Annotated in this window: 22 protein-coding genes; 2 read left to right on the top strand and 20 right to left on the bottom strand. The window is 33.4% G+C overall.

All coding sequences use genetic code 11. The features are described 5' to 3' along the window. Positions 1-214: 214 nt before the first annotated feature. The gene (locus tag BKP37_RS16620) at positions 215-1,084 is read left to right on the top strand and encodes a Mu transposase domain-containing protein (RefSeq protein WP_071310736.1); all 870 of its coding nucleotides are present in this window, start codon (positions 215-217) and stop codon (positions 1,082-1,084) included. Positions 1,085-1,406: 322 nt separating this feature from the next. On the opposite strand, the gene galE is transcribed toward BKP37_RS16620, so the two are convergent. The 19 genes from galE to BKP37_RS16525 all read right to left on the bottom strand — a co-directional run bounded on the left by galE (position 1,407) and on the right by BKP37_RS16525 (position 23,564). Further along, positions 1,407-2,393: a UDP-glucose 4-epimerase GalE gene (gene galE / locus BKP37_RS16615; protein ID WP_071310735.1), complete on the bottom strand. Its 987-nt coding sequence runs from the start codon at positions 2,391-2,393 to the stop codon at positions 1,407-1,409. A 115-nt stretch (positions 2,394-2,508) separates the two neighbouring features. Beyond that, a complete protein-coding gene (locus BKP37_RS16610; RefSeq protein ID WP_071310734.1) occupies positions 2,509-3,510 on the bottom strand; it encodes an ATP-grasp domain-containing protein in 1,002 nt (333 codons plus the stop codon). 175 nt (positions 3,511-3,685) lie between these two features. Next, positions 3,686-5,134, bottom strand: a complete 1,449-nt coding sequence (locus BKP37_RS16605; RefSeq protein ID WP_071310733.1) for a lipopolysaccharide biosynthesis protein — start codon at positions 5,132-5,134, stop codon at positions 3,686-3,688. A gap of 44 nt (positions 5,135-5,178) precedes the next feature. Beyond that, on the bottom strand, positions 5,179-6,270 hold the full coding sequence (locus tag BKP37_RS16600; protein ID WP_071310732.1) for a glycosyltransferase: 1,092 nt from the start codon (positions 6,268-6,270) through the stop codon (positions 5,179-5,181). 29 nt (positions 6,271-6,299) lie between these two features. Then, complete coding sequence (locus BKP37_RS16595) at positions 6,300-7,664, bottom strand: O-antigen polymerase (RefSeq protein WP_071310731.1); 1,365 nt, start codon at positions 7,662-7,664, stop codon at positions 6,300-6,302. 288 nt (positions 7,665-7,952) lie between these two features. Beyond that, positions 7,953-8,927, bottom strand: coding sequence for an SDR family oxidoreductase (locus BKP37_RS16590; RefSeq protein WP_071310730.1), 975 nt, complete (start codon positions 8,925-8,927; stop codon positions 7,953-7,955). A gap of 1 nt (position 8,928) precedes the next feature. Continuing rightward, positions 8,929-10,311 carry a nucleotide sugar dehydrogenase gene (locus BKP37_RS16585; RefSeq protein ID WP_071310729.1) on the bottom strand — a complete coding sequence of 461 codons (1,383 nt, stop codon included), beginning with the start codon at positions 10,309-10,311 and terminating at the stop codon, positions 8,929-8,931. 24 nt (positions 10,312-10,335) lie between these two features. Beyond that, positions 10,336-11,412 carry a glycosyltransferase family 4 protein gene (locus BKP37_RS16580; protein WP_071310728.1) on the bottom strand — a complete coding sequence of 359 codons (1,077 nt, stop codon included), beginning with the start codon at positions 11,410-11,412 and terminating at the stop codon, positions 10,336-10,338. A gap of 149 nt (positions 11,413-11,561) precedes the next feature. Further along, positions 11,562-12,692 (bottom strand): glycosyltransferase family 4 protein, encoded by a 1,131-nt coding sequence (locus BKP37_RS16575; RefSeq protein WP_071310727.1) that lies wholly within the window; start codon positions 12,690-12,692, stop codon positions 11,562-11,564. A gap of 57 nt (positions 12,693-12,749) precedes the next feature. Next, positions 12,750-13,940: an ATP-grasp domain-containing protein gene (locus tag BKP37_RS16570; protein ID WP_211271460.1), complete on the bottom strand. Its 1,191-nt coding sequence runs from the start codon at positions 13,938-13,940 to the stop codon at positions 12,750-12,752. Between the two features lie 13 nt (positions 13,941-13,953). Beyond that, on the bottom strand, positions 13,954-14,484 hold the full coding sequence (locus BKP37_RS16565) for a GNAT family N-acetyltransferase (protein WP_169823167.1): 531 nt from the start codon (positions 14,482-14,484) through the stop codon (positions 13,954-13,956). Positions 14,485-14,531: 47 nt separating this feature from the next. After that, positions 14,532-15,140: a sugar transferase gene (locus BKP37_RS16560; RefSeq protein WP_071310725.1), complete on the bottom strand. Its 609-nt coding sequence runs from the start codon at positions 15,138-15,140 to the stop codon at positions 14,532-14,534. A gap of 12 nt (positions 15,141-15,152) precedes the next feature. Then, positions 15,153-16,373 (bottom strand): DegT/DnrJ/EryC1/StrS family aminotransferase, encoded by a 1,221-nt coding sequence (locus tag BKP37_RS16555; protein WP_071310724.1) that lies wholly within the window; start codon positions 16,371-16,373, stop codon positions 15,153-15,155. A 713-nt stretch (positions 16,374-17,086) separates the two neighbouring features. Next, complete coding sequence (locus BKP37_RS20875; protein ID WP_071310723.1) at positions 17,087-17,458, bottom strand: type II secretion system protein; 372 nt, start codon at positions 17,456-17,458, stop codon at positions 17,087-17,089. A 331-nt stretch (positions 17,459-17,789) separates the two neighbouring features. Continuing rightward, positions 17,790-18,680 carry a UTP--glucose-1-phosphate uridylyltransferase GalU gene (gene galU / locus BKP37_RS16545; RefSeq protein ID WP_071310722.1) on the bottom strand — a complete coding sequence of 297 codons (891 nt, stop codon included), beginning with the start codon at positions 18,678-18,680 and terminating at the stop codon, positions 17,790-17,792. Positions 18,681-18,900: 220 nt separating this feature from the next. Continuing rightward, positions 18,901-20,709: a nucleoside-diphosphate sugar epimerase/dehydratase gene (locus tag BKP37_RS16540; RefSeq protein ID WP_071310721.1), complete on the bottom strand. Its 1,809-nt coding sequence runs from the start codon at positions 20,707-20,709 to the stop codon at positions 18,901-18,903. Positions 20,710-21,227: 518 nt separating this feature from the next. After that, positions 21,228-21,995: a tyrosine-protein phosphatase gene (locus BKP37_RS16535; RefSeq protein ID WP_071310720.1), complete on the bottom strand. Its 768-nt coding sequence runs from the start codon at positions 21,993-21,995 to the stop codon at positions 21,228-21,230. 140 nt (positions 21,996-22,135) lie between these two features. Beyond that, a complete protein-coding gene (locus BKP37_RS16530) occupies positions 22,136-22,831 on the bottom strand; it encodes a CpsD/CapB family tyrosine-protein kinase (protein ID WP_071310719.1) in 696 nt (231 codons plus the stop codon). Beyond that, positions 22,824-23,564, bottom strand: a complete 741-nt coding sequence (locus BKP37_RS16525) for a YveK family protein (RefSeq protein WP_071310718.1) — start codon at positions 23,562-23,564, stop codon at positions 22,824-22,826. Before BKP37_RS16525 ends, BKP37_RS16530 begins: the two co-directional genes overlap by 8 nt. A gap of 400 nt (positions 23,565-23,964) precedes the next feature. Between BKP37_RS16525 and BKP37_RS16520 the strand changes: the two genes are divergently transcribed. Continuing rightward, positions 23,965-24,867: an LCP family glycopolymer transferase gene (locus BKP37_RS16520; protein ID WP_071310717.1), complete on the top strand. Its 903-nt coding sequence runs from the start codon at positions 23,965-23,967 to the stop codon at positions 24,865-24,867. Positions 24,868-24,961: 94 nt separating this feature from the next. On the opposite strand, the gene BKP37_RS16515 is transcribed toward BKP37_RS16520, so the two are convergent. Then, positions 24,962-26,341, bottom strand: a complete 1,380-nt coding sequence (locus tag BKP37_RS16515; protein WP_071310716.1) for a sugar transferase — start codon at positions 26,339-26,341, stop codon at positions 24,962-24,964. Positions 26,342-26,369 lie beyond the last annotated feature (28 nt).

The following is a 26,369-nucleotide window of genomic DNA, read 5'->3' as shown; positions in this document are numbered from 1 at the left end:
GGATCTATATCCATCTTTCTTGCCACGTTGGCATAAGTTTCACCTTTTTGATTTACTTGATGTCTGATATAATCTATTTGTGCCACTGCTAACATCTCCTATTTTATCCTCCTGTCAAACGTTGTTGGTCCAACGAGGAGTTTAAAGTTATTTTGAGAGGTTGGCAAGTGGTTTTTTTTATCTGTATATGCCCCTTAGGGCCTACACAAATTAAATGCCATTACCTACATATTTAGTTTGCCATAAACATATTGGCGGGACTTTTCCTATTTTACTTATCGATAACATGAAGATTGCAACACGCCATAAGAAATACAAAGACGGACAATCTAAGTTAACAGCATTATTTCAAGAACTAGAAAGACATTACGGAATTGAAGTAAGACTCTGTACACCATACCGCCCTAATCAAAAAGGGACAGTTGAAAATGCCGTAGCAACCTTAAAAACACACCTTTTCACCCATCATTCAGGATTTGGCTCTCTTAAGGAATTACAAGAGAAAGTGGATCACATATTTCATCACTTGAATCAAAAGAAGCACAATGAAAAAAATGATACCATTGACCGATTACTTCAGCACGAAAATCGCTACAAAAGGTCAGCACCAAAAAAGCACTTTGTGTATGTAGAAGAAGAAGTAAAAATCGTGCGTAAAAGTACACTAGTGCCCTTTGATGGCAACTATTACTCAGCTCCTGAAGAATACAAAGGAGAAAAAATCATTGTTCGTTATACGGATAAAATCGTTAGGCTCGTTAGTATCGACGGAAAACAAGTATTAGCAAAATACTCACGTTGTTACGGAAAGAAGCAAAAGAAGTATCGAGTTTGGAATGTTCTCCACAAACTTCAACACAAATCAGCTGGCTTTGACCAATCGAAAGAAAAACACCAAATGCCAAAATGGTTAAAAGTTCTCTACGAGAAAACATTTGAAAACCAAGCGGAAGAATTCTTTGTATTTTTAGAATTAATTCAAAACTTTAAAAAAGATATCATAAAACGAATGCTCAAATGGCACGAGGTTTATAAAAAAACGCTCACTGTTAACTCCGCCATCGAATTTGTTTCCAGGTGTTGACATAACAACCCCGCTCTTTGAAAACCCCTAAAAAAATTTCTATAAATTATTCCCTATCCCCCCTTTTTTGCCCTTAGATATTTTCTTATTATTCTGTCAATTTTCCTGATAAAAATAAGCGAGAAAAGCCCCTATAAAGACTTTTCTCGCTTATTTTGTTCTACTTTTATTTGAATAGATGTTCTAGATTGGTTGAAGTTTTGACCACTGATTATGAGGAATTGCATTTTTAGGAAAAAATAAACAACACAAATAAGCCCGCCAAGCCATTTGGCTCAGCGGGTAGTCATTACTCTATCTACATTTGAAGCATGTAGCAATATCAGGACGAATAACCATTGGGATTATTCCGGTGCCAATTCCATGCATCAGTAATTATTTTCTCTAATGAATCAAACTGAGGTTTCCACCCCAAAATACTTTTTGCTTTCTCTGAAGAAGCAATTAAGACAGCTGGATCACCAGCTCTTCTTTCTTTCACTTCCGCTGGAATCGGATGTTTCGTTACCTTTCTTGCTACATCAATCACTTCTTTAACTGAGTAGCCATTTCCATTTCCTAGATTAAAAATTTCACTCGGATTATCATTTCTTAAATACTCTAATGCTAAATAATGTGCTGATGCTAAATCCATTACATGAATATAGTCCCTTACACATGTCCCATCTTCCGTAGGATAATTGTCACCGAACATATAAATTTTATTTCTTTGACCAAGTGGAACTTGTAAAACTAATGGAATTAAATGAGTCTCCGGGTCATGATGTTCTCCAATATTTCCGCTCTCATGAGCTCCAGCAGCGTTAAAATACCTTAAAGAAACATATTTAATACCGTAACCTTGATCAAACCATTTCATCATTTTTTCCATAGCTAATTTTGTTTCGCCATATGTGTTCGTTGGATTATTTTCATCTTTTTCAAGAATGGGAATGTTCCTCGGCTCCCCATAGGTAGCTGCCGTTGAAGAGAAAACAATTTTGCTAACATTATTTTCTTTCATTACATCTAATAAGCACATCATTCCATAAACATTGTTATCATAATATTCAAACGGCTTAGTCATACTCTCACCGACTAAGGAATTAGCAGCAAAGTGAATTACCGCTTCAATGTTATGTAATTTAAAAACTTTGTCTAACTCCTCTTTATCTCTAAGATCAATATGATAGAGTTGTTCTTTATTAATTGATTGTCTATGACCGCTCTGTAAATTATCGACAATAATAACATTTTCATTCTGGTCTAGGAAATATCGTACTGTATGAGAGCCGATATACCCTGCCCCACCAGTTATTAAGATAGACATATCTGCTTCCACCCTTCAAATCCAACCTTATTCGCAAACATTAAACTTTTGGTTAGAGAACTTTAATTACTAGAACCTATTATTTGTTTTTTTCATAAACCGGATTCCATAAAAGTTATATAATAGTTTCATTTTGTATTAACCACTTTACCCAAAGCTCTTGTGGCCAATACCTTCCTTTATTAAATTCTATAATGTTTCCTTCACCATCTAATTCATAGTATCCAGCGGAATTATATACTGCTGAATCAGCATAACCATAGGACATTTCAATTATAAAAAATTGATTATCCCTGAATAAAACATCATATGCCATTGAATCAAAATTATTATCTCTACTTATTTGCCAACAATATCTTATTATATTCTCAGGTATTTCAGTTTCATAATCAATATTTCCACTACCACTAGCCCTAAAATCATTAGATCTATTTTTTCTCCAGAATCCTGTGGCATATTTATTACCGATAATATTAATTCTTAAATCAGCCTTATTATTCTCCAAAAACTCTTGTAAATAGATTTCTCCAAATCTATCAAATAAATTTGATTTTAAAATACGTGAAATAATATTATGATAAATAAACTTATTGTTTACAATTTTAACCAATTGTTTGTATGATTTAACCAGTTTTACTCCCGAACTTCCTGCGCCATTTGATTCTTTAAAAATTAATGGATAGTTAAAGTCTTCAAGTTTGGCCATAGCCTCATTATAATCAAATGTTGCAAATGTTTTAGGTGCATTTATCTTTTTATATTTAAAGAAGTAACTCTGAGATATTTTATTATCAAAGTGCCATACAGATTCATAATTGGGATAAATTCTTTTTTTCATGATATGCTGTATAAAATAAACTTTACTTCTAAAATGCTGTGAGCTTTGAGGTCCCATAAACGCAGGTTTCCAGAGAACTATATCATATTTTTCAATCTCTTCTAACCAGTCATTTTTATCAATATTAATAAAATCATAATCAATATTGTATTTATCTAAATAATCCGCAAATTTACGGCCCCAGTTATAGTTATCTTTAAATATTTTATTGGTAAACTTATCAAGAATCGCATGCTTTATTTTAATTTTATTATTGCTTATACAAACAGCTATTTTCATTTTAACACTCCCGTTTAGGTATTCACTGAATCACCTTGGTATAATCTCAGTTTTAGTATTAACTATAGCAAGAGTTTTCGCTTCTCTTCTTAAAATCAAGTCTTATCTGTCTGATTTATTGTGGAAATTGATATGCTTTCAGTCAATTCACACACTGCTTCCCTAACTATTAGAATTACCCTTTTAATATTTTTAATATCTTCTTTTTAAAAAGAAGAAAGATAACGATAATTAATAAAAGGTAAATGGATATGTTTATCATAAAAGTTCCAAAAGAGCTCCCATCTATCTTTATGAGCATAAAAATTACTGTAATAGTGGAATATCCTAAAATTATCTGCGTTGATGTTTTGTAATCAATATACATTTTAAAGACTTTTTGTCCTAAAACAATACTAATTAAAAGCGCGATTAAATAAGCTAAAATAGTAGAATAAACGGCTCCAACAATTCCGAATTTAGGTATTAAGATAAAGTTTAAAAGAATGTTAATAACTCCACCAAACATTATAGGATAAATTTGATTCCTTGTTTTTTTCCCAAATTGAAAAGAAAAATCAAAAAAATATGCCTTAAGTCCAGCTATGAATGCAGCAATTGAGATTAAACGAATAATCTGCACTGTATCCTGGGTATTGTACTGGTCCCCTAAAACAAAGTCCGTCACCTGCTGTGCAAAAATTACTAAGAATATCACAACGGGAGCAACAACGAGGAGTATTAGATTAAAATAATCTAGGATTTTTTGTTTCAACAAACTTAACTTATCTGAGTCAACTAGTTTCATAATTACAGGGACAAATGTGAAATTTAATATCATAAATACATTAGTAACTGTAAAGGAAGTTAAATCGTATGCTAATGTGTACTTAGCTACACTTTCAGCATCCATTAAATACTTAATAATAATACGATCCGAAGTAGATGTGATATTTGCAAAAAGGAAAGAAAGTGTTAATGGTAGTCCATAATATAAAAAATCTTTATTTATTGCTAAATATTCATTTCTTGTATATTTGGCTGTTTTAAATTTAGCCATAGTAAATAAAGACTCTCTTTTAAAATTACCCAATAAAAAATGAGAAATTAATATTAACTGAGAAATAATTAATGCATACATTATTGAAGTTTCACTAAAATTAAATAATAATACTAGCACTAGTATTATTATTATTTTTAGAGTAGGTTTTATTATTTCATAATAAGCAAACGTTTTTGATTTTAAATCAGCCCTTAAAATTGACACGATTTGATCATAACTAACTGTAAACATTATCGCAATAATGCCTAAGATAAATAATATGCTTATATCTCTATTAAAATTTGTTACCTGTAAATAGACTAAAATAAATGCAAGAAAAAAAGCGAATACCACAGAATAAATAATTATTAAATATTTAAAAAACAAGTACCTCTGTGTTTGATAAATATTAAAAAACCTAAAAGCACTTAATCGGATCCAACTGAATAAGACTGCTGAAATTAGTGTAAGCTGTGCAATCACAAAACTATAATTACCGTATTCCTCTTGTGTGAATATTCTTGCAAAAATATAAATACTTAAAAAACTTATAACACCCGGGAATAACTTTGCTGGTATATAATTCAGTAAATGTTTTAACATTTAAAATCATTCTTTTCTATTATAATTAAGTATAAAAAATTTATTTAACCATCTATAATACTATCAAACAGTGATTCATAATCTTTAATTATCTTATTAATACTAAAATCTTCAGCCCTTTTCTGAGTATCTTTTTTTTCATTTAAGGCCATACACATTACTTCATACAGAGAAATTGGATCTTCACTTTTTGCAAGATAACCATAATTATTATCCCCAATTATCTCTTTTGGACCACTCTTACAATTAGTTGCAACAACATTGGTGCCACAAGCTAGTGCTTCAAGCAATGTGTTAGGAAACCCCTCCCATCTTGAAGAGAGTACATACAAGTCCGCACTCCTAATATAGGGATATGGATTTTCAGTAAACCCAAGAAAATTTACATGTTTATTTAGATTAAGATCATTCGTTAATTGTATTAAGTCCTCTTTTAACGGACCATCACCTAAAATATGAAGTTGTAGATTTGGATATTTTTCAGACAAAAGACTGATTGAATGTAATAATATATCATAACCTTTTGCGTATACTAATCTACCGACCGCCACGATATTAACATTATTAATATTAAATGTATTTTTTTGTTTCATTTTAAACTTTATACTTTCTATATCAATCGGATTGTAAATTGTTGCAACTTTATTTTTATCTATATTAAAATTATTAACTAAATCCTCCTGCATACTATTGCATTGAGCTATAATCATATCCGCCTTAGGGTATAAAGATTTATAAAGATAACTATATAGTTTCTTTTTGATTATTGGTAATTGATTGATATACTTTGATGGCGTTGAAGATTCTCTAACAATTATTTTAGTTTTTATTTGAAGAACTTTAATTAATAGGATTAAGAGAAAGTTTAAATAACCTAATGTTGAAAAAACGTAATCAGGCTTAAATTTAATGATTTCTTTGGTAATTGGTAAAATTGACTCTCTTACTCTCTTTCGTCCTAAATTTATAATTTCAATATCATTAGGAACCTCTTTTTTAAATGGCCCATTATAATCTAAAACAATTAATCTAATCTGGTATTTGTCACGGTCTAAATATTTAACAATATTTACAACTACTCGCTCTGCTCCCCCTATCTTTAAAGAGGGAATAAAAAATGCAATTTTTTTCTTCATATCAATGCCCCAATTTCAAAAGTTCAATTTCACTTTACCTTAAAACTAATTTTTCTAAATAAATATAGCAGTAAAAGACCAGCTATTATATGGAAATTTCTCAGTATTATGTGCTTGGGATCTCCATATAACACACTTAAGATAACTACATTTAAAATGATATTTGCATAGATAACATTACTTATACTGTAATTTACAATGAGGAAACGCAATCGCTGCAGAAATACTAAGAACCCCCCCCAAAGGAATCCCACTACAATAACCCCAAATACAGAACCTTGGATCATTGAGAATGTAAGCATATCTACAGGAATAGACCCTGTTACTCCGGATTCACCTTTGTTTGCTCCTAACATTAAAAATGTGGTTACTTCAGAAGCCGTTTCAATATTTAATAAGTTTGACCAAATTGTCATGGGTAAAATAAAGACAGGAGCTACAACAATATCTTTAAACCAACTAAAGTATTGAAGATTAAAATGATTAACGAATACAGCAAATGGAAAAGATAACTCTTTTGCAAACAATTCTACAACACTTGTACCAGCAGACGTTCTTCCTAAAATTTTATCCATCAATACTATAGAGATTAAACCAAGTATAAATACTATAATTAGTTTCCTTGTAAGTCTAAATACAGATTTATTTTTATATAAAATATACCCTAGAATGAATGTTAATAAATGTATTACAAGGGATATCCTTCCAACCCAACTATAAAGTACGTAAATAGAAAATAAGAATGAAATAATAAACCCTAAAGTAATTTTACGCTTATTTATAGATGGCAAATATGTCTTATCAATTAAGAGCCCATAAAAAATATATGAAGAAAACAAAGCAAATCCACCAAATCTTTGTAAAAAGCTAAACGGATTATCTACAAATACGAACCCCGACCTAATTGACCGGGTATAATCTAACAAACCTACAAATCCACCATATGGCAGTGTATAAACTCCATAGCTTAAAATGGAAATAATCAGCATTAACCATGCTACCCTTATTAATTTTTTTGATACAATTTCCACTGATTTATCTAAATCACTTTTAACTATTGGTGTGGCAGCATCTCTTCTGTTAGAAAAAACACTTTTTGTTAAGTGCCAACCAAAAATTGTAGAGAAAACTAGTATAATATTAGTAGAGAAATAGATTAGAGTAAGATTGGTGTCATATTGAGATAACCATAGTGACCAAGCATAAGTATTTTTGCCCTGGTTTGTTGCCCAAATTACAAAGGAAAATCCGATACCGTTGAATGTAGCTAACCCAAGCAAAAACCAATCTATTAATTCAAAACCAATATTTTTAATAACGATTCGAAAGTAAATACATAAATAAATTATAAAAGTAAGAGATAATCCCCCTATTATTGCTATAAATTCGCTCAATACTTAAATTCACCATCTTTTCATATTATATTTACTATCTCCTTAACTACTATAAAAAAAGTCTTAACTAACAATCAATAAAACGAACCACAATTAATCACCTTTAATACAATAGCATCTTATGGTTCTAACTATTTCAAAGTAGCTCTATCCTATCTTATTCTAACTTAAATCCGTAAATCTACTAAATAAAATTGGCATTTCCATGGTAAAGCTTTTGATTGTATTTTGAAAAAATTTTTTAGGGTGAATTGACTCAATTACTTTATCTGACAATAATTAAATATACTATAAATTTCTCTTATACCAGTCAATAGCTGCCACAATACCTTCTTCAAAACTCCATTCAGGATTATATTCCAACAAATTTTTTGCTTTACTAATATCAGCATTACTATGCTTTATATCACCTTTTCTTTCAGACCCAAAAATAGGTTTGATATCTTTTCCCAATGCACTACAAAGGTTATTATAGATATCAATTAAATACTCTCTACCACCAAAGGCTATGTTGTATGCTTGTCCTGCTGCATCTTTTGTTGCAATACACGCTTTTAAATTGGCTTCTATTACATTTTCAATGTAAGTAAAATCTCTACTTTGTTTTCCATCACCATTAATTGTAGGTTGTTCACCATTTAATAATTGCTTGATAAATTTTGGAATAACCGCAGCATAAGCTCCGTCAGGGTTTTGTCTTCTTCCAAATACATTAAAATAACGTAAACCATAAGTATCAAGATCATACAATCTGGTATATAATCTTCCATATTCTTCGTTCACCTTTTTGGTTAGAGCGTATGGTGACAATACATTGCCCTCTACCCCTTCTCTTTTTGGAAGATTTGGTTCATCACCATATACCGATGAACTTGAAGCATAGACAAACTTCTGTACGTTATTTTTTCTCGCTGCTTCCATCATATTTAAAGTACCTTTTATATTGATTTCTTCATATAATAGTGGCATTTCGATACTTCTAGGCACACTCCCCCATGCTGCTTGATGTAAAACATAATCTACATCCTTACAAGCTTCCTCGCATGTATCAGGATCAAGGATAGTACCTTCTATAAAATTAAAATTAGGGTTATATTGAAACTCTTCCACATTCTCTTTTTTCCCAGTAGAGAAATCATCAAGTCCTCTCACTTCATAACCTAATTTAAGTATTGCTTCTACTAAATTCGAGCCAATAAAACCTGCACATCCAGTAACTAAGAATCTAGTTCCCTCAGGAAACGATATATTTTGATACCCCATTTTATAACCTCCAATATTTAAAACCAATTTGTTCTGCTTCTTTTCGATCAAACATCCCCTTTATATCCATTAGAACACAACTATCTCTTTGAATTTCTGCTTCAAATTCAGATGTTGCAGCAACTTCATTCATTACTTCTAAATCAATAGGCTCTGCAGATCCATACATCAATTTAATATCATTTAAATTTAAATCTTTAAATTCCTCATGTGGCACTGCAAATATAATTGCATCCATCTCTTTTATCTCGTCTACTCCACATGGATTAATTCTATATTCCTGCCACAAATCTTCTTTATCTGCTACTGGGTCAACGACTTTAACAGTTACACCATACTCTTCCAGTTCTTTAATAACATCTACTACTTTAGTATTTCTAACATCAGGACAATTTTCTTTAAATGTAATACCAAAAATCGCAACTTTTGCCCCATTTACTTGTTTATTAGCTTTTATCATATTTTTCACTGTACTCTCAGCAACATACTTACCCATATCATCATTTATTTTTCTACCTGAAAGAATAATCTGAGAGTAGTAACCCATTTGTTCTGCTTTATATGTTAGGTAATATGGGTCGACACCAATACAATGCCCACCGACTAAGCCAGGGAAGAATTTTAGGAAATTCCACTTTGTTCCAGCCGCTTCAAGTACTGCCTTTGTATCAATACCCATTTTATTAAAAATAATTGATAGTTCATTCATAAAGGCTATATTAATATCACGCTGAGCATTTTCTATAACCTTAGCAGCCTCAGCTACTTTTATACTTTCCGCTTTATATACTCCTACGTCTACTACTAATTCATATACCTTTGCAACAATATCAAGCGTCTCTTCATCCATACCTGAAACAACCTTAATAATTGATTCTAATCTGTGCTCTTGATCCCCGGGATTTATTCTTTCTGGAGAATATCCAACTTTAAAATCCACCCCACACTTCAACCCAGATTCTTTCTCTAGAATGGGCACGCAGATATCTTCTGTTACACCTGGATAAACAGTAGATTCATAAACTACAATTGAGTTTTTAGTTAAGTTTCTACCCAAAGTACGACTGGCAGATTCTAATGGTGTTAAATCAGGTGTACGATCATCCTTGACTGGCGTAGGGACAGCCACAATATGAAATTTCGAATCTCTAAGCATTGATTCTTCGTAGGTGAATTCAACAGTTGTATTTTGGATTACATCATTTCCAACTTCTTTTGTAGGATCTATACCTTTTTTATATTGCTCAATTTTTTCCCTATTCACATCAAATCCAATTACATCTACTTTTTTTGCAAAAGCCACTGCGATTGGCATTCCTACATACCCAAGTCCAATCAAAGAAATTTTTTCTTGTCTGTTTTTGATACGATCATATAAGTTCATCTTGATTCCCCTAACTAATTTTTGTTAATTCATTTCTAAATATTTTTCCCATATTGAGACAACTTTACTTTCCTTCATTTCTTGAACCGATACCTGTCCATTACGTCCCAATAGCAACCGTTTTTCTTTATTAATGATGAGTTCACTTATCTTCATAACGAGTTCTTGTTCATTTCCCCTCTCAATAAGCACCCCATTATAATCACTTTTTATTACCTCATTTGATCCAGCACAATCAGTTGAAATACATGGTATCCCCATCATCATCGCTTCTAGTAAAGCATTCGACATCCCTTCATAATTTGATGGGAGGATAAATATCTCAGCATCTGCAATTTTTTCATGAACATCTATAACATTTCCTGGGAGAAAAACCGAATGTGAGAGCTTCAGTTCATGAATTAAGTTTTCCAGATTCTCTCTTTCACTTCCTTCTCCATAGATATACAAATTATAGTCTGGAAATTTAGAGTTTATTTCTTTAAATGCTCGAATTAACATTGTATGATTTTTCTCTTTCATTAAACGCCCTACGGCTACAATCTTCTTTCTTCTAATCTCGGAGGCTTTTACCCGAATGTGGACTGGGTTATTAATAATAATACTTTTCTTTTGTATTTTATTAGAGAAATTAGATTTAGCCCATTCTGTTTGAAAGACCACAAAATTAGCTAGAGGATATAGCAGGTGCGTTGCCAACCTTACAAATATAGACCTTCCATCAGCTGCCGGATCACTTCTTTCAGAAACGACTATATTTTTTTTAAGGCCAATACAAGCTAATAGTGTTATAATGTTAATCCGAGCTATGAATGAAACTATTACATCTGGTTCATTTTCATCAATATGTTTTCTTATATCAAAAATCCATTTAGGCAATTGTCGCAGTTTAGACTTAGACATATTACATATTGGTTTTACGTTAATTTTATTATTTAATTCATAATCATTACTATCATCAAGAAGGGTTAGAATATCTACTCCCCAACCTCTTTTGGCATAGTTATTTGCCAAAAGAGAAATCACTCTTTCCGCTCCTCCCCTTCTCATACTACCTATTACAAAAACGACTTTTTGTTTGCTTTTTTTGTTATTATGCATAAAAATAGTACCTCTTAAGACTATTAGTGTTTTTACGATACGGGAACAAGTTAACCAATTTTAAAACCCCATCCTATACTTTTACAACTTCCCCTAATATGTTATTGTTTTTTCTATTGTAATACCATCCACAAAAACAAATTCCGCGATTAAAAACTCAGATTATCACTATAGATTTTTTTCATTTCTTCAGTAATAGCATCTAGTGCATATATATTTATTTTTTCTAAATTTTTCATTTTAAACTTTTCTCTTGTTTCTTTATTTGAATATAAATTATAGATTGAGTTTGAAAATCCTTCTACATCATCAATTTCAACAACAAAACCATTTTCTCCCGTTTTGACTAAATCTCTATTACCTCTACAATTGGTTACAACTAGTGGCAAACCTGTCGCCATTGCCTCCATTACATTTACAGGTAAGCCTTCTTGTCTTGAAGCTGAAACAGCAATATCAGACATTCTCATTAAATTTACCACATCCTTGCGATAACCAAGAAAATCAACATTATCCTTTATTCCTAAATTTTCAACCTGTTGTTGATATTGATTTAGGAAATCTCCAGAACCCACCAATAATAATTTTATATATGGAATTTTTTCTTTTAATTTAAATATAGAATTTATTAATAGAGTTTGATTCTTCCTATAACTTAGTTCACCTGCACAGATAATCAAAAAGTCTTCACTGCTGTATCCGTATTGATTTCTTAACAGAATTTTCTCCTCAGAAGTTTGAGGTTTAAATTTATCCAAATCTATTCCTACACCATGAATATGTCTCACATCTTTAACTGGAAGTTTTCCCTTTGCCGCCTTATAATCTTCATCATTTATTGTAATAATAGTATCAGTCATATAACCCAAGAACTTTTCGATATTATAAAATATCAATCTATTTTTCATTGGAGCCCCTTGGAAAAAGTGAAAACCATGAGCAGTATATAAAACTTTTGTTCCATTTTTTCTAGCTCCCCTTGCTGCAACACGTGTAATTGCACCTCCAGAAGGGGATTGGGTATGGACCAAATCAAAATTGTGATCATCTAATATTTTTTTTAATTGTTTTATAGCGTTTAAGTTAACAAAACTAAATGGATTTCTACTGAAATCAACCTGATGTTTTATTACATTTGAATCTTCAAATTGATCAACACTATCATTAAAATTTGCAGCAATATGCACTTCATGTCCTAAGCTTAACAATACTTTATAATCATACTGTCCAAAAATTCTAAAATGCCTTCCTAGATGTGCAGTAACTAATACTCTTGCCATAATTTTATCCCCTTTATTACATTAGGTGTAAAGCAGGTAATTTATTTTCGCTTATATTCAAATTACATTAATATCAATGTGATTTATCGCTTCTTCGCAAATTTTAATTGCCCTATTAGGCGAGTCTGCTTTAGCAATTACATATCCTACCCTTGCATTACTACTATTTAAATCAGTTATTTTACTACGAATCTCTTTAGTTATAACTATGTCTTCAACACCACTAATACTTTTTGCTTTTTCTAAAAAAGAAACCGAATCTAAGATTCCCTTCGGAGAATTTAAATACCTTATTGCTGATCCATTTTTTTGTTTTCGATAAATTTCAATTGTTTCACCAAGAGCTAAGCGTATAGAACCTTCCACCATATCAATACCTGTTGCTAAAGGTACTAAGTGAGTAGTAATATTATCACCACCCAAACGTGCACCTAATTCTACAATTTTGGGTCCATCTGAAGTTACTATTATTTCTGTATGGGAAGGCCCAACAACAATTCCTATAGCTTTAACTGCATTAATAGCTAATTCAATTATTTCTTTTTGTATATAAGAAGGAAGTTGTGAAGGAACTGAATGCCCCATCTCTATAAAATGCGGAGCTCCCGTGGTTAGTTTATCTGTAATTGCTATAACATGGGTTACACCATCAATAGTTAGGGACTCAACACTAACTTCCGGTCCAGTCATATACTCCTCTATTAAGATATCTCCAGACCTTGAATGTTCTTTGGCATGATAGAAAGCTTCAGTGGAGTGACTGACATCATCCACTAAGAATATACCTCTACTTCCTGAATTATCTGCTGGCTTAACAATAAACTTACCATTAAACTTTCTTATAAGTTTTGAATACTGTTCTATGCTTGAAGTAATGTGAAATTTGGGTATTGGAATATTCATTTCCTTTAGTTTTTTTCGCATTTCACCTTTATCAGTAGCATTCAATGCAGTTTGGGACGAAATTGTCTTTAAACCACATTTTTCACCTATAGCAGCAACTGTTCTCATAGGCATATCACTAGCTAATGTCATGACTGCATCTGGTTTCAATTCCAATGCTTTTTTTAATAAACCCTCTATATCTATAGTACTTAATTGTATAGATTCATCGGATAATTTAAATCCCGGAGCTTTAGGATCCATGTCAACTGCAATTACTTTCAAGCCCATTTCCTTTGCTTTAATAATAGCTGGCACTTGCAGTATTCCGGCCCCAATTATCATTATTTTTTTTTGCTCTTCCATATAAATCATTCTCCTATAAAAAGGAATTTTTCCTATCATTTATTAAAGCCATTAGGATTTTATCATGATATTTCCCATCTTTAAAAAGACTTTCTCGCATAATCCCTTCAGAAACAAATCCAACCTTTTCATAGGCATTAATAGCCCTTTGGTTATAGGAAAATACCACTAATGATACCCTGTGCAAATTTAGTTCCTCAAATATAAATCGAATTAAAGTTTTTACAGCATCGGTCCCTAAACCTTTACCCCAATGACTTTCATCACCTATATAAATATATAATTCTGTATTTCTGTTGATTAAATCGGTATTATTTAGTCCTATCACACCAATTAAACTTTTATTAGTACACTCTTCAATACCAAAAATTTTATTGAACTTGTCATTTAATTTATTTTCAAACCATTTTTCATGCTCAACTTCCGATACAGGATATACTGTCCCTGTTAAATATTTTAATTTAGGATTATTTACCCACTCCAAAATCTGCTGAGCATCCCCTTTGTTCAAGGCCCTTAAAGTCACTCGCTCACCAATAATCAATACTATCATCCTTCCATGAGTTCAACTTAAAAGTAGAGACAAGCCTTTTAGTTTTTGTAAATTCCCTCATTCTTTGTATTTATGTTTTTTCTTCTGATAACACTTATTATGGTAGCTACAATTATTTTAATATCTAAGATAAGCGATATATTTTTCACATAAAAGATATCGTTTCTAAATTTTTCACTTTGTGCTATCGAGTTCCTAAAATATGCTTGATTATAACCTGTTATACCCGGCCTAACGTCTAACTTATGAATTTCCTCTTCACTATAAAAATTCAATGCTTCAGGCAAATCAGGTCTAGGTCCTATAAAACTCATATCTCCGATAAAGACATTTATTATCTGCGGTAACTCATCTAAGCTAGTTTTCCTTATAAACCTACCGATATTTGTTAATCTAGGGTCATTTTCTGAATTAAAAGTAGATCCATCCTCATTTCTTAAATCTGGTGAATTTACTTTCATTGATCTTAATTTATACATTTTAAATTGTTTCTTATCTTTTCCAAGCCTTTCCCCAAGATAGAAAATTGGTCCTTTATCTTCTATCTTTATAAAAAATGCACAAATTGCTATAACCGGAAGCAAAAATGGTAATAGGATTAGAGAAAAAATAATATCAAATAACCTTTTAAAATATTTCTTATACATTTTAAATCCCCCCTATTCCTTCTGACTGATAACCGTCTTTAGACAATCCATTATATACTGTACTTCTTCATCACTTAATAAAGTGTGAAGTGGAAGTGTAACCTCATTTGCATATTGTTTATAAGCATTAGGATAATCCTTAATATCAAACCCTAAATTTTTATATGCTGTAAACATAGGTAGTGGCTTATAGTGAACATTACATGCTACGCCCGCTTCAGCCATCTTAATAATAATTTCATTTCTCTTTTCTTCACTGATTTCTGGTATTCTCACTAAATAAAGATGTCCTGAAGAAGAAAAATCTGAACCATAATGCTGCAAGCTGTGAAAACCTAATGTTATAAGCTCCCTATCATACATTTCAATAATCTCTCTACGTCTTTCCAACAAACCTTCATATCTATCTATTTGTATTAAACCAATACTAGCCATAATATCCGTCATATTACACTTATAGGCAGGATAGATAATGTCATATTCCCATGCACCTATTTGTGTTTTAGCTAGTGCATCTTTTGACTGCCCATGTAAGCTATAGAGCATATACTGCTTATAAAGCCATTCCTCATCTAAACCTTCCGTATTATTCCATACAACCGCTCCTCCTTCAGCCGTTGTCAGATTTTTCACTGCATGAAAAGAAAAGCAAGTAAAGTCTGCTACTTGCCCACATTTCATACCTTTTCTTTCAGCTCCAAATGCATGAGCTGCGTCAGTCATTACTATAACTCTATTAAATAATTTTTGAAGGTCATTGTTTGCTTTAAATAACTCTTTTTTACTTTCAACTATTTTAAATATTGCATCGTAATCGCACATTTTCCCTGCAATATCTACAGGAATTATAGCTTTAGTCTTTTCCGTAATCGCATCTGCAAGTTTTGTATAGTCCATTTCAAAAGAATTTGGTGCTGTATCAACTAGTACAATTTTTGCTCCGACATGTTCTATAATAGAAGCTGAAGCTGTATAGGTATAAGCTGAAGTAATAACTTCATCCCCAGGTCCAATCCCTAAAATGCGAAGAGTTAACTCCATTGCAGCAGTAGCTGAATTTAAACAAACAGCTTTATTTGTTCCGACATATTCAGCTATTCTCTTTTCAAATTCTTTTGTTCTAGGTCCAGTTGTGATCCATCCAGACTTTAAAGCTTTTATAACTTCTTCAATTTCCGCATCTGTAATATCCGGCGGAGAGAAAGGTATATTTCTGATTTTAGTATCATTCATTTTAGTTTTCCTCACTTTATACTAGTTTAGGTTTTCTTTAGTCGCTTAGTACTTAATTAGAACTCATTCCAACCAACTACTAAACCACTAAAATTGTTATCTACTACTGATAGCCACCTCGTACCGAATATTCAATATACGGTATAGATGAAAATATCAACATATAGTATGATTTGTCGTTATAAACTGATTTTTAATACTGCATATTGTGTTTTGTTATCAAATTCCGATAGTCACCTCGTAATATCTATTCAATCAACAACATTCAATCACGAAGTTTTTTCATTTCTACACTAATCTTAACCGTGTTTCTTCCTATTAAACTACCATTCAATCAAACCTTAAAAACTACCAAAAACACTCGAAACCCTTATGCCCCAAGGCTTCCAGCATGTTATCTGATTACGATAGTCAGTTCCGTCTTTTTATTCAATCTTTTTCCATTTTCAGGAATTTAAAAAGCCCGTCAAATCAACGTTTTCAAATTTTCGACTTCCATAAATTAGGGTAAAAATGGTCGTTTTATCTTTTTATACTAACAAAATGGTACTATGTCAAATAGATAAAATCCATATATTGTATATTTTGTGGATTTTCCGCTAAAATAACATTGTATGTTGTGGTTATCTGATTACGATAGTCAGTTCCTATTCACCATTCAATCTGTCATTTTATTTACTTTCCAAATCAGTATGGCTCTAAGAATCCGACTATCAAAAGAACGGTACACCACCATCATCTTCATCTTCATCTTCAGTCTCTTCCTCAGTTCTCGAATGAACACTACATTGTACAACTCCATCGACATAACTAATTTCACCATCATCAGGACAAATATCTTCGCCGTATTCTTGTAAATATTGACTAAATTTAGCTTCTGAATGTTCAATACCTTTTAAAGCCAATTCAGTTTCATACATTCTTTCTAGTCGCACCATGTTCACATTACATACTTCTTCCTTTGAATTTTCGATTAAACCCATAACAGATGGAACAGCAACTGCTGCAAGTATTCCTAAAATGACTATAACAGCAAGTACTTCAATTAAAGTGATACCTTTATTGGAACCCATATACTTAAACACTATCGATTACTCCTTTATAGTCGTAATTGATGATAATATCTAGATGTCCCAACATACAACTTTCTAATTTTATATAAGATTGAAGACATAGAGTTGGTTTGTTGGAAGAGTTGGAAGAGTTGGAAGAGTTGGAAATATCTAAATCTGTCTTTCCATCTTCAACGTTGTTCATTTCGACTAAGTTAAAATAAAGACACGTTCAAAAAAGAACGTTCGAACTGATATTCGTCCTTTCCTAGCCTACTTGTTGGCTAGATCTCTAAACGCACTTCCTTTCCAACTTTCCAACACAAACCGTCAACAGCGTTGACCAGTTTGTATTCCAACTCTCCTAGCCCTTCACACTAACCTTACTCTCCTGCACCATCTTCTCCAAAAACTCAACCAATTCTTCTCTTAATTCCTCATTCTGCATCGCAAATTCAATCGTCGTCTTCACAAAGCCCATCTTCTCACCAACGTCATAACGTGTCCCCTCAAAATCATACGCAAACACGCGTTGGATTTCATTGAGCTTTTGAATCGCATCGGTTAATTGGATTTCTCCACCTGCTCCTGTTTCTTGCTGCTCTAGGAACATAAAGATTTCAGGAGTTAAAATGTAACGTCCCATAATCGCTAAATTCGATGGAGCAGTTCCTTGTTTTGGCTTTTCGACAAACTGATTAACACTATGTCTTCTGCCCATATTTGATAATGGATCGACAATCCCATAACGGTGTGTTTCAGTGTCTGGTACCGTTTGAACTCCGATGACGGATGATAGTGTTTCTTCGTATTGTTCGATTAATTGTTTTAAGCAAGGTTTCTCTGCTTGAACGATATCATCACCTAAAAGCACGGCAAATGGTTCGTCACCAATAAATTTACGTGCACACCAAACCGCATGCCCTAACCCTTTTGGTTCTTTTTGACGAATATAATGAATATCAACCATATTAGAAGAGTATTGTACTTTTTCTAATAAGTCCGTCTTCCCTTTTTGAAATAAGTTTTGTTCTAATTCAAACGCATGGTCAAAGTGGTCTTCTATCGCACGTTTACCTTTACCAGTAACAATAATAATATCCTCAATCCCTGACTCAACTGCTTCTTCGATAATATATTGAATTGTTGGTTTATCTACGATCGGTAACATTTCTTTTGGCATCGCCTTTGTCGCTGGTAAAAATCTCGTTCCTAAACCAGCAGCAGGAATGATTGCTTTTTTGACTTTTTTCATTAGTAAAACCCCCTTTTTAAGTTGGAAAGTTGGTTAGTTGGTTAGTTGGAAACGACTAAGTCAGACTTTCCAACTTCCCAATTTTGTTCTTTCCTACTAATTTAAATTGCTTTAGTCTTTTCCCTAGTCAACTTGTTGACTAGTTCTTTTACGCCTTTCCTTTCCAACTTTCCAACACAAACAGCTAACTTGTTAGCGCATTTGTATTCCAACTTTCCAACTAACTCCCTACTAACTCTTTCACTCTAAAATTCGCTATATCTAGTAGTCGCTCTCTCAATTCTCCCTTACTTAACTCGTCCAAATTTTCTACCAATCTATGACACACATTAATATCAACTAACGGTGTTTTTCCGATATAAATTTTTGGATAAATTTGTTCTGGATGAACCTCATCTGCACCTAATAATTCTTCAAACATTTTCTCTCCTGGTCTCATTCCTGTGAAGACAATTGGCATTTCTTCTTTTGTATATCCCGATAATTTAATTAAGTTTTTCGCAAGATCAACAATCTTTACTGGCTCTCCCATATCAAGAACGAAAATCTCGCCACCTTTTGCGAGTGCTCCTGCCTGGAGAACGAGTCTTGATGCTTCTGGGATGGTCATAAAGTAACGGACCATATCAGGATGCGTCACGGTGACTGGTCCACCTTCTTGGATTTGCTTTTTGAAAAGTGGAATAACACTACCACGACTTCCTAATACGTTTCCGAAACGGACGGCAACGAATTTGGTGTCACTAACGATATCCATATGCTGAATGACCATCTCAGCCATTCGTTTAGTTGCTCCCATCACACTTGTTGGGTTAACGGCTTTATCTGTTGAGATCATCACGAACGCGCCAACGTTTGCCTCACTAGCTGCTTCTGCCGTGTTTTTCGTTCCGATTACGTTATTTTTCACCGCTTCTTCTGGGTTACGTTCCATTAATGGCACGTGCTTATGTGCTGCAGCATGGTACACAACGTGAGGTGTGTACTTTTTCATAATCGAAAACATTTTCTCACGGTCTTGGACATCGGCAATTTCTGTTTCTACGTTAATATCTGGATATTGCTTTTTTAACTCTAGCTCAATGGCATAAATACTATTTTCTCCGTGCCCTAGTAGAATTATTGTTTCAGGATTGAATTTACACACTTGACGACAAACCTCTGAACCGATCGAACCACCGGCACCTGTAACTAAGATTGTTTTCCCTGTTAGTTTCTTACCAATCTTATCTGTATCCAACTCAACTGGCTCTCTTCCTAGAAGGTCTTCTACTTCTACGTCACGGAAACTATTAACAGAAACTTTACCGACCATCAGATCTTCTAACATAGGCAAGATTTTCGTCCGTGCGTTTGTTTTTGAGCATTCTTGGAAAATCTCATTTAATTCTTTTTTCGTTAACGATGGAATTGCAATAATAATATTTTCAATACTATTTTCCTTAACAACCGTTTCGATATCATCGACTGTTCCGAGTACTGGTATTCCTAATACTTCTAAGCGTTGTTTTAATGGATCATCATCAATAAATGCTACTGGACAAAGTTCAGCATCATGGTTTTGTAATAGTTGTCTTGCTACCATTGTACCTGCTGCACCTGCACCGATAATTAATGTTGGTTTTTGATCGTTTCTTCGCTTAATATAAGTATCTCGATATAGGCGCCATGAAAAACGCGAACCACCAATTAATAAAATATGAATCATCCACGTGATCATGAGCGTTCTAATAAACACATCTTGAAGGATAAACAATTGAAACAAAGCGGTAACGAGTAGCGATAATGTCACGACTTTAAAAATCGCTGATAATTCTCCAATACTTGCATACTGCCACACTCTGTTATAAATTTTGAAGCGATAAGCAAGAAAATGATGACTAATTAATAATGCCGCTGAACTGACAACGATCGTCGTTGTAAAAATATTCGTTGATGGGGATAAGATAAAATAGCTAACAAAGATTGAAAGAAAAACAATTAATGAATCCAATAACACTAAATACGCTAACCTCTTTTTCGTCGTCACAAACACACCTCCAAATTTTTCATATAAATACTATAAAAGTTTACGCAAAACAATTCTCCGAATCTCTCTTGCGTAAACTTTTATTAAAATATTAAAATATTAAAATATTAAAATATGAGGCATCGAACCCCCCCTCACACCACACCAATGATGAATGAACATCTAAGGTACGAATACCCACAGCATAGCCGAGTACCCCCATTGATAACGGTAAGGAGATATCACCGGTTTAGTAATGAAGTTTTGTATACTAATTTGGTCATTCAAGATTAGTAAGTTTTTCTTTTCTAACTTCATTTAGTTGGAATGTTGGAAACTTCTAAGTTGAAATTAGCCTTTTCAATTTAGTTCTTCTCTACTAATTTAAAAGTAGAAACAAGTTGAAAAAATGTTCGAACAGTTTTCGTCTTTCCCCTAGCCTGCTTGCTGGCTAGTTCTTTAACGCTTTTCCCTTTCCAACTTTCCAACACAAACAGCTAACTTGTTAGCCAGTTTGTATTCCAACTCTTCCAACTAAACTAAAATATCCCCAAAAACTTCTTCCTCTTAATCATCTCCGGTGGCTCAACCAACGGCATCCTTCCAGCGACAATCATCTCCGCGTTTTCTAGAAACATATACCGATAAAAAGCGCTGCATTCGTCTTCGATGAACTCATATGCTTTTCTTAGGTTAATTGGTCGGCTTGTCAGGTTGTGTGCATCTGTTGCGACAAAGTGTGTTAAGTTATGGGTAATTAAATCTATCGAAAATTTCTGGATTTTCTTCCCAAAATGACCAGTGACACTGCCGGCGGTTACTTGGGTAAGTGCGCCCTCTTTCACTAGTCTGTAAAGAATTTCTGGGTTCTCAATGATCTCAGCATTTCGTTCAGGATGCACGATAATTGGCGTTACCCCTTGCTGCTGCAAATCAAAAAATAATCGATGAATGTATCTGGGAACATGGCTAGATGATAGCTCGACGAGAAGGTATTGATGTAAATGATTTAGAGATAGAAGTTCATCGTCTAAGTAGCTATCGACCATTTCTCCAAATATCCGAGTCTCTTGACCGGGTAAAATTGTTAGAGGAATTCTTGCTTCTTTTAATCGGTTATTTAATTGGTCAACCGATTCAAGAATGCTAGATTTAGAGTTTTCAAATTGACCGTTGCGGTGATGGGGGGAGGCGATAATCGTATCGATCCCTTCATCGACAGCTGCTTTTGCCATCTCTAGTGCCATTTCCATGTCTTTAGCCCCATCATCAACGTTCGGTAGTATATGGCAATGAATATCAATCATCAATAACCCTCCAAATCTAGTATTAAAACTCTATATAACTACCAAAAATTTACACAAAGTTACAAAACTAAATAATATCATAACAATATTACCATGGAATTTCCATCATTTCTATAAAGAATCAACTCCATTAATTACTATTATTTACCATAATAATAGTAATATTGACTTTGTTTAGCTTCCTTCTGGTTTAATACGACACCTAACGTTTTTGCTCTTGACTTGTCTAGTAAGTCTTTTGCTTTAACGGCTTGTTCAATTTCTGTTTTACCACTACTAACAACTAGAACAACCCCTTCACAAATATTTGCTAATACTTGCGCATCAGTAACAGCCAAAACTGGAGGAGTATCAATTAGTACAAAGTCATAGGTTACCTTTGCCGACGTTAATAATAATTCCATTGCCTTTGAGCTTAATAACTCTGACGGATTCGGTGGGATCGGCCCACTTGTTAAAATATGAAGGTTTTCCACATCCGATGCAAAGACGGCTTCTTCTAAAGAAGACTGCTTTGTAAGTACAGTTGTTAAGCCTTTCGTATTTTGACAGCGAAACGTGTAATGAACACTAGGCTTACGCATATCAGCATCTATTAGTAAAACACTATTTCCTTGTTGAGATAGAACAACAGCTAAATTGGCAATCGTTGTTGACTTTCCTTCTGATGGGTTAGCTGATGTAACCATAATCGTTTTTAATTCTTGGTCAACCGATGCAAATTGTAGGTTTGTACGAATGGTACGATATTGTTCTGATATCGGTGACTTAGGGTCCACTTTTGTAATTAGACCACGAGTAGCATTTGCTGGTTGCTTTTTTCTATTTCTAGGCAATGTCTTCACCTCGTTTGTTTCTTCTTCTATTTTCAGATTTAGCTACCATCTGATTATCAACTTCAAAGGTTGGTATGGCGCCAATGACAGATAACCCCAGGTGCTTCTCAATATCTTTTTCCGTTTTAATCGTGTTATCTAAAAACTCTAATAAAAATGCTAACCCTACAGCCGCCATTAAACCAACGACAAAAGCAATGGCCATATTTAACATTGGATTAGGTTTTATTGGTGATGGGTTTTCAGGTAGTTTTGCTTCTGAAAGAATACTCACATTATCAACGTTCATAATTGAAACAATTTCCCGTTGAAATACCGAAGCAACTGTATTTGCAATTTGTACGGCTAATGCCGGTTCAGGATCTTGAACTGTAATTGAAACAACTTGCGAGTTATTTCTAGTCCCAACGGTAATTTGACTATTTAGGACGTTCGTAGATCTGTTTAATTGAAGTTCATCACTTACTTTATCTAGAATAATCGGACTTTTAATAATATCATTATATGTGTTAATTAATTCGAGATTAGTTCTAATATCACCTTGACTGATCGCTTGTTGCTCTGAATTAGAATGGGTCACTAAAAACTGTGTTGAAGATTGATATATAGGTGTTAGAATTAAATAACTAAATAAAGCACTAATTCCTACTGCGATAACAGTAATTGCAATAATCATTAAAATACGTTTTTTTATCGTTTCAAACAACTCTTTTAAACTTATTGTTTCTTCCATTTGATTTGTATCCTCCTAAGTAGCTAATATAAGACATAAATTATTTTCGTAAAAGAAATACTAAAGCCTTCACTATTTTATCATAATTTGTCACAGGTTGTAGAGTATTTTCATCAAATTTATCGGTGGCATTCGACAAATACTACGTATTCGGAATTATTTTGAAAGTACGATCATATAACAACTAGCCCTGAATTACACCGGTTGAAAGCGTTATTAATATCGGTATGAAAGTTGTCGAGTAGTTACTTATTTTGGTAGAATTGTTAGTAAGTTAATAAATACTTTCCCTAACATTTCCTCATCTTCCTTAAACAAAATATTTTATTATTGCTAGTAGTTCAACTACCGTCTATAATCAATATCATATTTTCAATATTCTTATACTAGGAGAATGAACATGACCAAACGTAAAAAGCTCATTATTATAGTAAGTTTAATTATCGGTTTACCATTGCTAGGTATTTTAGGTTATGGCTACCATTTATATAATTCTGTTGTCAAAACAGTAAATGTAATGCATCAACCAATCGAACGTGAAACAAAACGGCAAATTGAAGTACAACAAAAAGAACCACTTTCGTTCCTTTTGTTGGGGATCGATGCTGATGAGGGAACTAGCGGTCGAACCGACACGATCATCGTTCTTACCGTAAACCCAAATACCGAATCAATGAAAATGTTAAGTATCCCACGCGATACAAGAACAGAGATTATCGGCAGAGGGTTTGATGACAAGATTAATCACGCCCATGCATTTGGCGGTCCTAAAATGACAATCGAAACGGTGGAAAATTTTCTTGATATCCCGATCGATTATTATGCGACTGTCAATATGAGTGGATTTAAAGACATTGTTGATGCGGTTGGTGGCGTAACAGTCAATAACAGTTTTGAGTTTAGATCAAGTGGTCATACGTTTGCAGAAGGGCCGGTTGATTTAAATGGTACAGAAGCTCTAGCTTTTGTTCGAATGAGAAAAAGTGATCCAAGAGGCGACTTCGGTCGAAATGATCGCCAACGCCAAGTGATTGATGCCATCATTAAGGAAGGAGCTCAACTAACATCGATTGCTCGAGTTGAAGAAATCCTTGGGGCGGTTGGTACAAACGTTCGTACCGATCTTGACTTTGATCAAATGATGAAAATCCAATCAAATTACAAGGATGCTCGTCGTTCCTCTGAAGAAATCACGATTAGTGGCTCTGGCGCAATGATGGGTGGCATTTATTATTATGTCGTTAGTGAAGACGAGCGTTTACGTGTATCGAATTTATTAAAAGAGCACTTAGAAATCCAGTAATTCAAGTAGGCAGTCTCAATTTCGAGACTGCCTTTACTTATATATACAAAAAGAACCCTCCGATTAGGAAAGTTCTTCTATCTTTTATTGGATATTATAACGTCGCCCCAGCTTTTTTCTCTTCCGTCGCGGCAACTTCCTTTTTCGTCTCTGTTCCTTCTGCTTTCGTCTTATCAAATAATACGATAAACGTCTTTAATAAGATGACGATATCTAACCAGAACGTATAGTTACGAATGTAGTATAGGTCGAAACGTAATTTATCATCAACTTCTGTCGTATACTTACCCATAATTTGTGCATATCCTGTAATTCCTGGTTGAACTGTATTTCTATAGCCATAGTGATAGTACTCTTTTGAAAGCTTCTTAATAAAAAATTCACGTTCAGGTCTTGGACCGACTAATGACATGTCTCCTTTTAGAACGTTAAACAATTGTGGTAGCTCATCTAAGCGTGTGGCACGCATAAACTTACCGACTTTCGTAATACGTGGGTCGTTCTCTGTTGCTAATGTAGGACCTGTTAGCTTTTCTGCTCCTTCAATCATCGAACGGAATTTATAAATCGTAAATGGCTGATTGTTTTTACCTAGGCGTTCTTGTGTATATAAGACTCGTCCTTTTGGGTCCTCAAGCTTAACAATTAACGCAGTAATGAATAATACTGGTGAAATAGCGACGATAATTAATGCCGATGACACAAAGTCAAACATACGTTTAATCACCACTTGGTCGAATGTTAAACCAAACGGCTTAACAGACATCACCATCGTATCATCTAACGGTGCAACAGTCGCACGTTGAAGCAATAGCTCATATAATGAAGGGATGACATAGACCATCTTATTTCGTTCCATTGCATGATAAATAATTAACGATTTCTTTTGTTTCCCGATTTTTGGGCATAATAAAACATAATCCACTTGTTGCAATAGTTCATCGATTTTTTCAATCGGTGTTGTCGGTTGAATGTGTTTCACACGTGTACCTTTTAACATTGGGTGCTTCAACTTCAACATGGCCCGTTGTGTATGCTCTTCATCACCAACGACGAGGACGGTACCAACAGCATTTCCTCTTGTCAGCTTTAAATAAAGACCTTTAAAAATAAGCATCAGGATAACCGTAAATACACTTCCGATTAAGACAATAGAACGCGGCATTGCAAATTCACGGAATAAATACGATGCTGCCATCGTTAGAAACGCCATGAAGATAACCGAAATAACAATCTTAACACTAACATCCCATAGTGTATTTTTGTGATCTAGAGAATACAATTCATAGATCGATATAAAGAATAAACCAATTAATAAAATCCAAGGCAATAGGGAAATAAATGATTCCCAGTTTCTTTGCGGAAACCCATTATAACGTACATAAAAGGCTCCGATATATGCTGCTAATATACATAGAAGATCGCCTAAGATGATGATGAATTTGTGATTTCTTAATTCACTGATACTAGGCATTTCATAATCTCTCCCTTACAGTAATTGA

The organism is Anaerobacillus alkalilacustris (genome assembly GCF_001866005.1).
Classification (GTDB): Bacteria; Bacillota; Bacilli; order Bacillales; family Anaerobacillaceae; genus Anaerobacillus; species Anaerobacillus alkalilacustris.
Note: the sequence above shows the minus strand (reverse complement) of the source record. Positions and strands in the feature narration are given on the sequence as shown.